Here is a 13,536-nt window from a genome sequence, read left to right as displayed (position 1 = left end):
GCACACTTAACCGTCTCGGGACGACCACAGGCGGCCGCGCGGCCGCCGCGGCCCGGTCGGGGGCGGTGCGGAGGGCGCGGAAGGAGCGGACCGGAGGGAGCGGAGGGGAAAGCTTTCGGCCGCCGGGGGTGGACGTGCGAGCGACCGTGGGACTGTACGACGCGTACCTCGGCCTCCGGCACCGCCGCAACGAGGGGGAGCCGCCGGCCCACGTCGCGCTCGTCATCACCGAGCGCGACCTGCTCGAACAGGGCGCCTACGACACGCTGGCGGCGTTCCTCGGGTGGGCGTTCGAGTTCGGCGCCGAGCGCGTCACCGTCTCCGTCTCCGTGCTCGACGAGGCGGTCGTCGACACGCTGGCGCGCGAACTCGCGGACCTCGACGTCCCCCCGCGACGTCGCCGTGCGCACGCCCGACGACACCGCCCGCGCCGACGCCCCCATCCGGGTGAACATCGGCCTCGGCGGGAAGCGGGAGTTCGCCGCCGCCGTCCGCGACATCGCGGCGGCCGTCGAAGCCGGCGACCTCGACCCCGACGCCGTCGCGGAGGCGGACATCGAGGAGCGCCTCGTGTTCCCCGAGGAGCCGGATCTCGTGATCAAGACCGGCGCCGAACGCCTCTCGGACTTCCTCATCTGGCAGTCCGTCTACTCGGGAGCTGTACTTCACCGACGTGAACTGGCGCGACTTCCGCAAGCGCGACTACCTCCGGGCGGTGCTCGACTACCAGAACCGGCAGCGCCGGTTCGGCCGGTGAGCGGCGGGCACCCGTCGACGCGACCGGACGATACTTCCTCCCGCGCTCGTCCCGAAGGGTATGGAGCACTCCACCGCCGTCGCCGCGGTCGGCGTCCAACTGACCCTCCTGAGCGTCGTCGTCTTCCAACACGCGTCGACGGCCGACGCCGGCCCGCTGCTGTCGGGCCTCCTCGCGGTCGCCGGGACGTTCCTCGTCGGCTACGCCGCCGCGAGGCAGCGGTGACGGCGGGCGCTCGCCGACACCGACCCGGCCGCTCACCGTTCGTCTGCGTCCGTGACTCCTGCTCGCCGCCGTCGCCCCCGTCGCCGCCGCGTCGGCGCCGGGCGTCCGGCGGTTCGTGGCGCGGCTGCTGACGTAGTCAGTCGGTCGACCGCCCCTCGGCGAGCGCCTCGTCCAACTCCGCCCCGCTGGTCTCGACCGGAAGCCGCTCGCGAAGGCGGGCGGCGACCGCCCGCGCCTCGTCGAACTCGACGGCCGCCAGCGACCGCACCAGCGCGGCCGCCCGCTTCGCGCGCGCCCGGCGCCACGACTCCTCGCGCGCCTCGTACGTGCGGATCGACCGCAGGAAGTCCACCTTCGAGAACTCCGGCCAGTACGGCGAACAGAAGTACGCCGCCGCCTCGTTGCCGTTGGCGTGCCACGGGAGGAAGTTCGAGGTGCGCTCGTCGCCGCCGGTGCGGATGATGAGGTCCACGTCGCGCACCGGGCGGCGGTACAGCCGCGACTCCACCTCGGCGACGCCCACGTCGTCGACGGCGAGGTCGCCGTCGGCCACGTCGCGCGCGACCGCCCGCACCGCCCCGAGCAGTTCGTTGCGGCCGCCGTACGCCAGCGCGATGTTGAGCGTGAACCCGTCGTAGTCGGCGGTGCGCTCCTCGGCGTACGCGACCGCCTCGCGCACGCGTTCGGGCAGGCGGTCGACGTCGCCGAGCGCGCGGATACAGACGCCCTGCTCGTGGACGCGGTCGGCGTCGGCGAACTCCCGGAGCTTCGCCTCCAGCAGGTCGAACAGCGGCTCCAACTCCTCGGGCGGGCGGTCGAAGTTCTCCGTCGAGAACGCGTACAGCGTCAGCTCCTCGACGCCCAGGTCCGCACACCAGTCGAGGACGCGCTCGGTCGTGTCGGCGCCGGCGCGGTGGCCGTCGGGCGCGTCGCCGCCGCGGCGGCGGGCGTACCGGCGGTTGCCGTCCTGGATGATCGCGACGTGGTCCGGACCGTCGCCGACCTCCCGCCGCAGCACGCGCTCGTAGGCGGCGTCGACGAGCGTCCGAACGCGCGAACGGAGGGTCACTACCGGCCCAGTAACCGCGCTGGGGTATGTGTCTTTTGACGGGACCCGGGGGGCGGCGGGGGCCGCACGACCGGGAGGCGCCCGGGTCGCTGCCGGCCGGTCACCGGCCGGTCACCGATCGGTCACCGGCCTTTCACTCGCCGGGCGCGGCGTCGCTGCCGCCGTCGGCCGTGACGGACTGGTCGGCGACCGACTCCAGCACCTCCACCTCGCCGGTGAGCTGACGGTGGACGTACGGCATGTCGATCCCCTCCTCGTCGAAGCGCTCCTTCACGGCCTGCACGTACTGCGAGCGGGTACGCACGAAGTCCGCGCGGTCGGGCTGGTCGATCCAAAAGCGGCTCTGGAGGCCGACCGCCGAGTCGCCCAGTTCGGTGACGCGCACCGAGGGCGCGGGGTCGTCGAGGATGCCGTCGACCCGCTCGGCCTCCTCGACGATCGCGTCGGTGGCGTGGTCGATGTCGTCGTCGTAGCCGATGCCGAAGACGAACTTCTGGCGCAGCGTGTCGTACGCGACCGGGTTGGTGATGGCGTTGTTCGCCAGCTCCCCGTTCGGGACGGTGATCCGCTCGTTGTCGAAGGTGCGGACGCGCGAGACCCGCAGGTCGATGTCCTCGACGCGGCCGCTGTTGCCGTTCCACTCGATCCAGTCGCCGACCTCGAACGGCTTGTCCTTGATGATGAAGATGCCCGCGACGAAGTTGCCGATGAGGTCCTGCGCGGCGAACCCGATCGCCAGCGCGAGCGCGCCGCCGAGCGTCGCCGCGGCGGTGAGGAACCGGGGGAAACCGGCGGCCATGAAGCCGATGGAGATCGCGAGGACGACGACGAGCGCGCCCATCACGCTGTCCACGAGGCTCAACACGGTGCGGTCGAAGCCCCGCCGCTCCAGCACGCGCCGGACCAGCGGCACCACGGCGTACTTCCCGATCAGGTACGTCAGGACGAAGCCGGCGACGAAGCCGATCACGTTCGTGACGTAGCCGCTCAACGTCTCCTGTAACCCGGCGACCGTCGTCTGCACCACGACAGGATCCATGTCGCACGGCGGTTGGGTAGTGGCGCCAAAGAACTTGCCGGCCGCTTGAACGCTTGTTCGGCCCGGAGGCGGCCGTTCACACCGACAGGGGCCCGTCGCGACGGGCGACCCCGCGGAAGCGCTCGGCGTGGACGTCGTCGCCGGCGAGGGCGGCCGGGATCCGGCCGTGGAGCCACTCCCCGGCGGCCGGTTCGCGGCGACCGTCGGCGGACCCCGTCCGGCGGTACGCGGCGGGGAGGTAGCGCTCGTGGGTCGGCAGGCGCTCGGCGAGCGGGACGCCGCCGGCGTCGGCGATCGCCCGGAGTTCGTCGAGCGCGGGCCACGCGTAGTCGGGGTTGATGTAGTCGTCCGTCACCGGCGAGACGCCGCCCAGATCGTCGACGCCGCAGTCGAGCAGGTCGCTGACGGGCGCGAGGTTCGGCGGCGACTGCACCGACACCGTCGCCGGGAGCGCGGCCCGGGCCATCGCCGTCACCCGGCGCATCGTCGCCGACGAGGGCGCGTCGAAGTCGGAGCGCTCGTTGGGGACGACCGGCTGGACGATCACCTCCTGCACGTGGCCGTAGCGCTCGTGGAGGTCGCGGATCGCCAGCAGCGACTCGGCGCGGTCGCGCCAGTCCTCGCCGATGCCGACGAGGATGCCCGTGGTGAACGGGACGCGCGCCTCCCCGGCGGCCCGGATCGTGGCGAGGCGCTGGCCGGGCGTCTTCCGGCGTCCCCCCGCGTGGGCGTCGACGTCGGCGGTCGTCTCCAGCATCACGCCCATCGAGGCGTTCACGTCGCGCAGGCGTCGGAACTCCGCCTCGGTGAGGTCGCCGGGGTTCGAGTGGGGGAGCAGCCCCTCCTCCAGCGCGATCTCGCAGGCGCGCTCGTGGTAGTCGACGATCGAGTCGTACCCCCAGTCGGCCAGTTGCTCGTGGATCGCGGTGTAGCGGTCGTCGGGCTTGTCGCCGAAGGTGAACAGCGCCTCCGTGCAGCCGGCGTCGGCGCCGACGCGACACCGCTCGCGCACCTCCTCGGGCGACAGGAGGCTCGCCTCGCCGGGCACGTCGTAGTAGGTGCAGTACGTGCAGGTGTAGCGGCAGGCGGTCGTCAGCGGGACGAACACGTTGCGGGCGAACGTCAACTCGGGCGCGGCGTCGACGTCGCCGGGGCCGACCGACAGCAGGCGCTCGACGTCCGTGTCGGCGACCGTCACGTCGACTCCGTACTCCTCGGCGCCCGGGAACACGCCGTGGAATCGCCGACGGAGGGGCAAAAGGGAGTCGGTCGCGGCGGAGCGGGGGCGGGTGCGGGCGGGGGAGGCGACGGCCACGACGGTGCCGCGTGGAGGAACCGATAACACCGCCGTCACTGCCTGACGCGGGCGTCCGCGAGTGGTTATCCGCGCCGGCGACCGCCGGTCGGACACGATGACCACACCGTACGGCCCGTCCGGATCGGGTTCCGCCACCACAACGGCTTCCCCCGTGGCGGGAGGTGCATCGAGCGATGACTGACATCGACACGACGGGCGTCGAGGGCCCCCACGGCGGCCAGCCGGTCCGCCACGCGGGCGCGGACCTGGCGGACGCGAACGCGGCGGTCGTGATGGTCCACGGCCGGGGCGCGACCGCCCACAGCATCCTCGGGATGGCCGGGGAGTTCGGCACCGACGGCGTCGCGTACCTCGCGCCGTCGGCCGCCCGCAACACGTGGTACCCCTACTCGTTCATGGAGGAGCCGACGAAGAACCAGCCCCACCTCGACTCGGCGCTCGCGTTCGTCGGGAGCGTGGTCGACGCCGCCGCCGACGCCGTCGGCCGTGAGAACGTCCTCCTGCTCGGCTTCTCGCAGGGGGCGTGTCTCTCCTCGGAGTGGCTGGCGCGCAACGCCGCCCGCTACGGCGGGCTCGTCGGCTTCTCCGGGGGGCTCATCGGCCCCGAGGGGACCCCGCGCGACTACGACGGCGACCTCGACGGGACGCCCGTGTTCCTCGGCTGCTCGGACGTCGACCCGCACATCCCGCTGGAGCGCGTGAAGGAGACGACCGAGGTGCTGGAGGGGCTGGGCGCGGCGGTCGACGAGCGCATCTACGAGGGGATGGGCCACGGCGTCAACGAGGACGAACTCGCGGCGGCGAAGGCGATGGTGACGAGCCTCGACGTGGAGTAGCCGCGCGACCCCCGCCCCGACCGGTCACCCCTCCCGCACGACCGACACCCGCCCGTCGCCGGTGTCGAGCTCGAAGCCCGCGTCGACCAGCCAATCGCGCGCGGCGCCGTCGCCGTGCGACAGCACTTCCGCGAGGTCGGCGCGTTCGTCGACGTCCGTCGCCAGCAGCCGCGAGTCAACCTCGCGGACGCTCGCGTCGACGCGGCGGGCCGCGCGCAGGTGGTCGAGGTAGGAGCCGCCGTGGTAGTCCACGCGGAACTCGGGGCGGCGCGTGAGCAGCGCGTTCGTCCCGCCGCCGAGTCCCGCCGCGAGCACCACGTCGCCCGGCGCGCGCAGCCGCGAGAGCGCCCGCGGCGTCGCCAGCGCGAGGTCGGCCATCACGACCGCCAGCGGCGCCGCGGGCGACGGGTCGTGTGCCGCGACGGCGGCGTTGACCGCGTCGCTCAGCGGCCGTTCGTCGACGGTCTCGGGCACGTCGCGGTCGGTCGGCTCGGTGGTCAACAGTCGCGGCCGGAAGCCGGCCGCCGACAGGGCCGCGAGCACGTCGTCGAGCATCGCGTCCGCGAACGCGCGCCGCTCGGCGGGCGAGAGCACGTCGGAGAGGCGCGTCTTCGGGCGGTCGGCCGCGAACGGAACGAGCGTGTCGGTGGGGTCGGCCACGGCAGAAAACGAGGGAGACGCTCAGCCGAGTTTGTCGTAGCCGCTGTCGCGACTCCGGAGGAACAAGAAGACCCCGCCCGCGACGAGCGCCAACACGACGACTGCCGCGACGCCGTAGATGATGAGTTGGGTCTGCTGTTGTGAGCTCTCGGCCTGGTTCGCCTCGGTCTCGGCGCGTTCGGCGTTGCTGATGGCGTTGTCGAAGTTACCTGCCTCGTACGCGTCGACCGCACTCGCGAACGACGTCTCTGCGGTTTCGGGGTTGCCCGCGGCGTCGATGGCCGCCCGCGCGGACTCGAGCGCCTCACGAGCCTCCTGGCTCTCGGCCGTGTACTGGGCGGCCGAGACGTTCGAGAGCGCGTTCGAGGTGCCGCCCTCGCGGGTCTGATCGAGTGCGAACAGCGTGAACGACTGCTGTGGGTCGTAGCTGTACTCCTCGATTTCGGGCACAGTACCCGTCACGCGAACGCGCACCTCGGCGGTGCCCTCGTTGATGTCGACGGTCGCGCCGGAGAAGTTCTGTCCGTCGAACGACTCCTGGCGCACCTGGTTCCCGGCCTGATTGACGAACGTGACGGTCCACGTCACGTCCTGAAGCCCGGTCGACCCGGCGAGTTGCCACGTCTCGTAGGTATCGTACAGTTCCGTCAGCGTCACCGTGGCCGTCACCTGCGACCCCACCTCACCCTCTTCGGGAACGTCGGTCTGCCCGACGGAGACGGCCGCCGCTGGGGCGGCCGCCGCGAGCAGGAGGGCGAAGACGGCGAGGACCGCGGTGAGCCTAGAACAGCGACTCAAGTTCGTCCTCGTCATCGCTGATGAGGCTGTCGAGGTTGTCCTGGCTCTCCTGCCGGATGTCCTCGATGTTGTCCTGCGCCTCGATGGCGACCTGCTGGAGCTCCTTGATCCGCGGGACGTTCGTCACGCCCGACAGCAGGATCACCGAGGCGACGAACCCCGAGCCGGTGACGGGGTAGTCCCCGCCGCGGACCTCCATCGAGCCCGTCTGCTCCTCGAGCCACTTGCGGCCGCGCTCGATCCCCTTCCGGTTGAGGTGCTGGGGCGGGCCCGCCATGACCAGCAGCGCGCGCTCGGAGCCCTCGATCTCACACGGCAGCGTGAGGCGGCCAAGCGCCGCCTTCCGCACGAGCGAGGTGATCCGGTTGGTCGTGTGGGCGGTGTCGAGGTCGTCGTCGCCGTTGTCGCCGGTGAGCCGCGAGAGCAGCCCGCCGCCGCCGGCGGCCTCCTCGACCTCCTCGCTGGCGTAGCCGACCGTCGAGACCCCGCCGCCGGCGAGCGTGTTGATGATCTCCGAGGAGTCGACGACGGACTCGGCGACCTCCTGCCCTTGGTCGATCTCGCCGGCGCCGAACAGGATGCCGAACCGCTTGACGATCTCCTCGTTGATCTCGTCGTAGCCGCCGGAGACGGACTCCCCGGTCTTGCGCCACGCGTCGTTGTCGAACACCATGAGGTTGTCCACCTCGCGGACGAACGTCTGGAACGAACGCGCCGCGTTGAGCGTGTAGATGCCACCCTCGTCGGAGCCGGGCAGGACGCCCAGCCCGTACACCGGTTCGGTGTAGATGCGCTTCAGGTGCTTCGCCAGCACCGGCGCGCCGCCGGAGCCGGTGCCGCCGCCGAGCCCGGCGACGACGAGGAACGCGTCGACCTCGTGGACCGGGATCGAGTCGATGGCGCCCTGCACCTCGTCGATGTCCTCCTCGGCGACTTCCGCGCCGAGCTCGTTGTCCGCGCCGACCCCGTGCCCTTTGACCCGCGACTGTCCGATGAGGACGCGCTGGTCGTTCGGGATGTTCGTGAGGCCCATCAGGTCCGCCTTGGCCGTGTTCACCGCGACGGCCGCGCGAACGATGTCGCTGCCGGTACGCTGATCGTACTCGACGAACTTGTCGACGATCTTCCCCCCCGCTTGCCCGAAGCCGATGAGTGCTAGTTTCATGCGTCTCCCCTCCTCATTAGGCGTGAACGAATCGCACGACAGTAAAAAGCCTTGTGATGCGGGTATCAAAGACGAGAGGTGTGGAGCGCCGCCGAACCCCCGAGATCGCCGGATGGCGGCGGGACGATTCTGTCCTCTCCCCTGCGACAACGACCACGACGGTCGGCTCGTCTGACACGTTTATCCCTTACGGCCGGAGCGGTCCGATACTAGGGCGTTTCGGCCGCCCCGCCGGTTCGATCCCCGTCCCGCGCGGCCGTCGTAGGGCCGGATTACCTCTCGCCGTCGCGAGACGTGTGCCGAGTACGGCGCCCGTTACGGGGTCGCCGTGGCGCCGGCCTGTTCGTTGCCCGACACCAGTCCGAGGTACTCGTCGAACGTCCGCAGGTCCGCCTCGTTCACTCCGAACGCGCCGACGTCGTTGTCGGCAGTCACGTTGTCCAACTGCAGCGACCGGTACTGGTCTTTGCCCATCGGGAAGCCGACCGAGCCCAGCACCGTGAGGCCGACCTTCGCCAGCCCCATCGGGAGCGGGACGACGCTGATGGAGTCGCCGTCGGCCTCGAACACCTTGTTCGAGATGTCGCGCAGCGACAGCACGTCGGGGCCGCCGATCTCGTACGTCTGCCCCTCGTGTTCGGCCTCGGTGACGCCGTCGGCGAGCATCGGCGCGAGGTCCCCGACCCAGATCGGCTGGAAGCGGTTGCGGCCGCCGCCGGGCAGCGGGTAGACGGGGACGCCCGGCGCGAAGATCTCCTTCAGGCGCTTCGTGAAGTGGACGAACTCGCCGCCGTCGCCGAAGACGACCGACGGCCGGAAGATCACGTGCTCGGGGTCGGCCTCGCGGACGATCCCCTCCGCGCGGCCCTTCGCCCGGATGTAGTGGGTGCTGCCGTTCGGGTCCGCGCCGAGCGCGGACATCTGGACGAACCGGTCGACGCCCGCCTCCTCGGCGGCGTCGACGAGGTTGGCCGTCCCCTGTCGGTGGATCCGGTCGTGCATCTCGTCGCCGCCGTCGGGCTTGAACAGCGGCGACAGCGCCACGAGGTTGACGACGACGTCCGCGCCCTCGACGAGCGGGGCGATCGACTTGCGGTCGGTCACGTCGCCCGCCTTCGTGACGACGCCGTCGGGGAGGCCCGCGCTCGACGGCTCGCGGGCGATCGCCACCACGTCGTGGCCGCGTTGGTCGAGCTCCGTACAGAGGTGCGTGCCGATGAACCCGGTACCGCCGGCGATGATTACGCGCATGGGCTATGCAGGAGTGGACGAACCATAACGATGTGGTCACCGACAGCCGTCGCCCCTGTCGGTTCCGAGGCGCCGCGCGCGGCGGCCCACCGGCGGAGGACGCGGCGCGCGGCCGGCGACACCGGTCGGGCGCGAGACACGTCCAGACGGCTCCGAAACGGTTTTCCACCGCCTCGCCGGACGGGCAGTATGCCGACAGAACAAACGGGGTACGACCCCTCGCTGGGTCGCAAGTTCATCTTCGTCACGGGCGGGGTGATGTCCGGACTGGGGAAGGGCATCACCGCCGCGTCCACGGGCCGGCTGCTCGCCAACGCCGGCTTCGACGTGACCGCGGTCAAGATCGACCCGTACCTGAACGTCGACGCGGGGACGATGAACCCGTACCAGCACGGCGAGGTGTACGTGCTGAAGGACGGGGGCGAGGTCGACCTCGACCTCGGGAACTACGAGCGCTTCCTCGGGACGGACATGACCTCCGACCACAACGTCACCACGGGGAAGACGTACCAGCACGTCATCGAGAAGGAGCGCGCCGGCGACTACCTCGGCAAGACGGTGCAGGTGATCCCCCACGTCACCGACGACATCAAGCGTCGCATCCGCGAGGCCGCCGCGGGCACCGACGTCTGTCTCGTCGAGATCGGCGGCACCGTCGGCGACATCGAGGGGATGCCGTACCTCGAGGCGCTCCGGCAGTTCGCCCACGAGGAGGACGACGAGGACATCCTGTTCACCCACGTCACGCTCGTCCCCTACTCGAAGAACGGCGAGCAGAAGACGAAGCCGACCCAGCACTCGGTGAAGGAACTGCGCTCCATCGGCCTCCAGCCGGACATCCTCGTCGGGCGCTGTGACGACGAACTGGACCCCGAGACGAAGGAGAAGATCGGGCTGTTCTGCGACGTGCCCACCGAGGCCGTCTTCTCGAACCCCGACGTCGAGGACATCTACCACGTCCCCCTCACCGTCGAGGAGGAGGGCCTCGACGAGTACGTGATGGAACGGCTGGGGCTCGCCGACGAGGCGCTCCCCCCCGCCGAGCGCGAGAACACCTGGCGCGAACTCGTCACCCGCGAGCGCACGGGCGAGGTCGACGTCGCGCTCGTCGGCAAGTACGACCTCGAGGACGCGTACATGAGCGTCCACGAGGCGCTCAAACACGCCGGCCTCGAACACGGCGTCGACGTGAACGTCGTCTGGGTCGACGCCGACGAGGCCGACGGCGCCCACGCCGACCGCCTCGCGAGCGCCGACGGCGTCGTCGTCCCCGGCGGCTTCGGCTCCCGGGGCACCGAGGGGAAGGTCGAGGCCGTCCGCTACGCCCGCGAGCACGACGTCCCGTTCCTCGGGCTGTGTCTCGGCTTCCAGATGGCCGTCGTCGAGCACGCGCGCAACGTCCTCGGCTGGGAGGGCGCCGACTCCGCGGAGTTCGAGCCGGAGACCCCGTACCCGGTGATCGACCTGCTCCCGGACCAGCACGACGAGGAGGACATGGGCGGGACGATGCGGCTGGGCGCCCACGAGACGACCATCGAGCCCGGGACGCTCGCCGAGCGCATCTACGGCGACACCGCCTGCACGGAGCGGCACCGCCACCGCTACGAGGTGAACCCCAACTACATCGAGGAGCTGTCGGCCGACGGGCTCACGTTCTCGGGGACCGCCGGCCCGCGCATGGAGATCCTCGAACGGGACGACCACCCGTACTTCGTCGGCACGCAGTTCCACCCCGAGTTCCGCTCGCGCCCCGACCGCGCCTCGCCGCCGTTCGTCGGCCTGCTCGACGCGGTGCTCGACGCGACGGACCCGCGTGAGCCGGTCGCGGACGAGGAGGTGACCGCCTGATGGTGGACGTCGAGGAGTTCATCGACGAGGCGACGACGGAGATCAGCGAGGCCATCGGCGACGCCAACGCGATCATCGCGCTGTCGGGCGGCGTCGACTCGTCGGTCGCCGCGGCGCTCGCGTACCGAGCCATCGGCGAACAGCTCACCCCCGTGTACGTCGACACGGGGCTGATGCGCAAGGGCGAGACCGACCAGATCCGCGAGACGTTCTCCTTCATGGAGTCGCTCGAAGTGGTGGAGGCGCAGGACCGCTTCCTCGACGCGCTCGCGGGCGTCACCGACCCCGAGGAGAAGCGTCACGTCATCGGCGAGCAGTTCATCCGCGAGTTCGAACGCGAGGCGAAAGAAACGGACGCCGAGTACCTCGTGCAGGGGACCATCTACCCCGACCGCATCGAGAGCGAGGGGAACATCAAGTCCCACCACAACGTCGGCGGCCTGCCCGACGTCGTCGACTTCGACGGTATCGTCGAGCCGGTGCGTGACCTGTACAAAGACGAGGTCCGCGCGGTCGCCCGCGCGCTCGACCTCGAGTCGGTCATCTCCGAGCGCATGCCGTTCCCCGGCCCCGGCCTCGCGGTCCGCATCATCGGCGAGGTGACCGAGGAGAAACTGGAGGTCGCCCGCGACGCGTGTCACGTCGTCGAGGAGGAGGTCGCCGAGCACGAACCGTGGCAGGCGTTCGCCGCCGTCATCGGCAAGGCGACCGGCGTGAAAGGCGACAACCGCGTCCACGGCTGGGTCGTCTCCGTGCGCTCGGTGGAGTCGCGCGACGGCATGACCGCCCGCGCACAGAACCTCCCGTGGGAGACGCTCCAGCGCATCCAGTCGCGGATCACCGGCCAGAACGACAACGTCGCGCGCGTCGTGTACGACGTGACCCACAAGCCGCCGGCGACCATCGAGTACGAGTAACGGTCCGCGGGTCGCGCTCGCCCCGACCCCGCTGTCGTCGCGGTTCCGAGACACGAAGCTTATCCCCGCCAGCCCGCTTCCACCGACAATGACCGACCTCTCCGCGATCGTCGCCGGCCCCGACACCGAGGACCTCACCGGCGAACTCGAGGCGCTCGACGTCGCCGTCACGCGCATCGAGGGCGCCGTCAACGGCACCACGCTGGCGGACGCCGGCATCGACGACGCCGCCCTGTTCGTCCTCACCGACATGGCCGAGGCGACCGGCATCGCCGTTGCCAAGGAGCGCAACCCCGACGTGCGCGCGGTCGCGTACGCCGCGGAGACGCTCCCCGAGTACGCCAAGGGACAGACGGACCTCGCGGTCGACCCGGAGCTGCTGTCGGCCGCGGTGGTCGCCGACGAACTGGTCGCCGGCGCCTGAGCCGGGAGGTTCGAGCGCTTAATCGGGGTTAATTCGGCTTTACAGCGGTTCAATACCCGGAATTCGGGTTCGCCGTGGCGTCGCTTCTTTATCGGGTAGTTACAGGGTGGGAGTGAGATGAACGCCAGAACGCTGTTCGCGGTCGCCCTGGCCTCGCTCCTCGTGAGCGCCGGCGTGGGCGCCGCCGCCACGGGCACCGGGGCAGGAACGACGGTCGCCGACTCGCACGCGAGCGTCGACGGCTACGACGCCGTCGCGACGTACGACAACGGGACGGTGACGTTCACCGTCACCGAAAACGGCACCGCCGTCTCCGGCGCCCCCGTCGGCGTCGACGGCGACGGCGTCGGCGTCACCGACGCCGAGGGGAGCGTCACGTTCGCCGTGAACGCCTCCGAGGAGGTCACCGTCACCGTGAACGACGGCGAGGTGGCGGGCACGTTCACGTACGCGGTCGACAACGGCTCGCTGACGTTCGTCGACGGCGGCTTCGAACTCGTCGACGACGGCACCGAGAACGGGACGGAGACGAACGAGACGACGACCAACGAGACCGACCTCAACGAGACGGAGACCAACGAGACCGACCTCAACGAGACCGAGCTCGACGGGAACGAGACGCGCGACGTCCGCGGGCCGCAGCTGGCCCTGCCCGCGAACGCGTCCGACAACGCGCGGGCGGTGCTCGCGGCGATCAACGCCTACTTCGCCGGCGACACCGACGCCTCCTCGGTCGGCGAGGCGGTCAGCGCCGTCGCGGGCAACGGGAACGGTCCGGGCGACGCCGGGCCGCCCGAGGACGCCGGCCCGAAGGACGACAAGGAGCGCGGCCCGCCCGAGGACGCCGGCCCGAAGGACGACAAGGAGCGCGGCCCGCCCGAGGACGCCGGTCCGAAAGACGCCGACGGTGACGACGAGAACGACGAGGACGACGAGGACGGCGGGGACGACGACGAGGCCGGTCCCGGGAACGGGAACGGCAACGGGAACAACGGCAACGGGAACGGCAAGTAAGCCGACGTCCGCCGCCGGGAATCGAGCGACGAGCGACCGACGGAAGCCGACCGCGGAACGGGCGCCCGGTCCCTTCGGGGACCGTCGCCGCGTCCGTCCGCCGCCGCGAGGCACGGTCGGCACGACTGACACGCGCGACCGAGGGCTATCGTACCCTCGGCACCGAGAGAGGCACGACGGGACCGGCCGTCACCCGTTTCGCCGCGGCGCCCGCC

General features: G+C 71.1%; 13 protein-coding genes and 1 pseudogene. 7 read left to right on the top strand and 7 right to left on the bottom strand.

Annotated elements, in window-relative coordinates; all coding sequences use genetic code 11:
• Positions 1-146: 146 nt before the first annotated feature.
• Together P0R35_RS00525 and P0R35_RS00520 are read left to right on the top strand one after the other, a co-directional pair.
• Positions 147-757: pseudogene (locus P0R35_RS00525) on the top strand (undecaprenyl diphosphate synthase family protein).
• 60 nt (positions 758-817) lie between these two features.
• Positions 818-982, top strand: coding sequence for a hypothetical protein (locus P0R35_RS00520; protein WP_284013296.1), 165 nt, complete (start codon positions 818-820; stop codon positions 980-982).
• A gap of 136 nt (positions 983-1,118) precedes the next feature.
• On the opposite strand, the gene uppS is transcribed toward P0R35_RS00520, so the two are convergent.
• The 3 genes from uppS to cofG all read right to left on the bottom strand — a co-directional run bounded on the left by uppS (position 1,119) and on the right by cofG (position 4,321).
• Entirely contained in the window at positions 1,119-2,051 is a 933-nt protein-coding gene (gene uppS, locus P0R35_RS00515) for a polyprenyl diphosphate synthase (protein WP_284013295.1), read from the bottom strand.
• Positions 2,052-2,184: 133 nt separating this feature from the next.
• Positions 2,185-3,090, bottom strand: a complete 906-nt coding sequence (locus tag P0R35_RS00510) for a mechanosensitive ion channel family protein (protein ID WP_284013294.1) — start codon at positions 3,088-3,090, stop codon at positions 2,185-2,187.
• A gap of 76 nt (positions 3,091-3,166) precedes the next feature.
• On the bottom strand, positions 3,167-4,321 hold the full coding sequence (gene cofG, locus P0R35_RS00505) for a 7,8-didemethyl-8-hydroxy-5-deazariboflavin synthase subunit CofG (RefSeq protein ID WP_284013293.1): 1,155 nt from the start codon (positions 4,319-4,321) through the stop codon (positions 3,167-3,169).
• A 260-nt stretch (positions 4,322-4,581) separates the two neighbouring features.
• Here cofG and P0R35_RS00500 point away from each other — a divergent pair, with 260 nt between their 5' ends.
• Entirely contained in the window at positions 4,582-5,244 is a 663-nt protein-coding gene (locus P0R35_RS00500; protein ID WP_284013292.1) for an alpha/beta hydrolase, read from the top strand.
• Between the two features lie 24 nt (positions 5,245-5,268).
• Here the strand turns inward: P0R35_RS00500 and cofC are convergent, their stop codons facing one another.
• The 4 genes from cofC to P0R35_RS00480 form a co-directional block, all read right to left on the bottom strand.
• Positions 5,269-5,904, bottom strand: a complete 636-nt coding sequence (cofC, locus tag P0R35_RS00495) for a 2-phospho-L-lactate guanylyltransferase (RefSeq protein ID WP_284013291.1) — start codon at positions 5,902-5,904, stop codon at positions 5,269-5,271.
• A gap of 21 nt (positions 5,905-5,925) precedes the next feature.
• On the bottom strand, positions 5,926-6,717 hold the full coding sequence (locus P0R35_RS00490; protein WP_284013290.1) for a hypothetical protein: 792 nt from the start codon (positions 6,715-6,717) through the stop codon (positions 5,926-5,928).
• A complete protein-coding gene (locus P0R35_RS00485) occupies positions 6,686-7,867 on the bottom strand; it encodes a tubulin/FtsZ family protein (RefSeq protein ID WP_284013289.1) in 1,182 nt (393 codons plus the stop codon). The genes P0R35_RS00490 and P0R35_RS00485 overlap by 32 nt, the downstream gene beginning before the upstream one ends.
• A 315-nt stretch (positions 7,868-8,182) precedes the next feature.
• The gene (locus P0R35_RS00480; protein WP_284013288.1) at positions 8,183-9,118 is read right to left on the bottom strand and encodes a complex I NDUFA9 subunit family protein; all 936 of its coding nucleotides are present in this window, start codon (positions 9,116-9,118) and stop codon (positions 8,183-8,185) included.
• 189 nt (positions 9,119-9,307) lie between these two features.
• On the opposite strand from P0R35_RS00480, the gene pyrG reads away from it, so the two are divergent.
• The 4 genes from pyrG (at position 9,308) to P0R35_RS00460 (ending at position 13,321) form a co-directional block, all read left to right on the top strand.
• Positions 9,308-10,966 (top strand): CTP synthase, encoded by a 1,659-nt coding sequence (gene pyrG, locus P0R35_RS00475; protein WP_284013287.1) that lies wholly within the window; start codon positions 9,308-9,310, stop codon positions 10,964-10,966.
• Positions 10,966-11,883, top strand: coding sequence for a glutamine-hydrolyzing GMP synthase (guaA, locus tag P0R35_RS00470; protein WP_284013286.1), 918 nt, complete (start codon positions 10,966-10,968; stop codon positions 11,881-11,883). Before pyrG ends, guaA begins: the two co-directional genes overlap by 1 nt.
• A gap of 88 nt (positions 11,884-11,971) precedes the next feature.
• The gene (locus P0R35_RS00465) at positions 11,972-12,307 is read left to right on the top strand and encodes a DUF7126 family protein (protein ID WP_284013285.1); all 336 of its coding nucleotides are present in this window, start codon (positions 11,972-11,974) and stop codon (positions 12,305-12,307) included.
• Between the two features lie 117 nt (positions 12,308-12,424).
• Entirely contained in the window at positions 12,425-13,321 is an 897-nt protein-coding gene (locus P0R35_RS00460) for a hypothetical protein (protein ID WP_284013284.1), read from the top strand.
• Positions 13,322-13,536 lie beyond the last annotated feature (215 nt).

This window comes from Halobaculum litoreum (assembly GCF_030127125.1).
GTDB lineage: Archaea > Halobacteriota > Halobacteria > Halobacteriales > Haloferacaceae > Halobaculum > Halobaculum litoreum.
This window is presented reverse-complemented; position numbering and strand designations above follow the sequence as displayed.

Coding starts and splice junctions, on each gene's coding strand:
- P0R35_RS00510 (WP_284013294.1), bottom strand. CDS start 3,090: ATGGATCCTGTCGTGGTGCAGACGACGGTCGCCGGGTTACAGGAGACG.
- P0R35_RS00465 (WP_284013285.1), top strand. CDS start 11,972: ATGACCGACCTCTCCGCGATCGTCGCCGGCCCCGACACCGAGGACCTC.
- P0R35_RS00485 (WP_284013289.1), bottom strand. CDS start 7,867: ATGAAACTAGCACTCATCGGCTTCGGGCAAGCGGGGGGGAAGATCGTC.
- guaA (WP_284013286.1), top strand. CDS start 10,966: ATGGTGGACGTCGAGGAGTTCATCGACGAGGCGACGACGGAGATCAGC.
- P0R35_RS00460 (WP_284013284.1), top strand. CDS start 12,425: ATGAACGCCAGAACGCTGTTCGCGGTCGCCCTGGCCTCGCTCCTCGTG.
- pyrG (WP_284013287.1), top strand. CDS start 9,308: ATGCCGACAGAACAAACGGGGTACGACCCCTCGCTGGGTCGCAAGTTC.
- P0R35_RS00490 (WP_284013290.1), bottom strand. CDS start 6,717: ATGACGAGGACGAACTTGAGTCGCTGTTCTAGGCTCACCGCGGTCCTC.
- P0R35_RS00520 (WP_284013296.1), top strand. CDS start 818: ATGGAGCACTCCACCGCCGTCGCCGCGGTCGGCGTCCAACTGACCCTC.
- P0R35_RS00480 (WP_284013288.1), bottom strand. CDS start 9,118: ATGCGCGTAATCATCGCCGGCGGTACCGGGTTCATCGGCACGCACCTC.
- P0R35_RS00500 (WP_284013292.1), top strand. CDS start 4,582: ATGACTGACATCGACACGACGGGCGTCGAGGGCCCCCACGGCGGCCAG.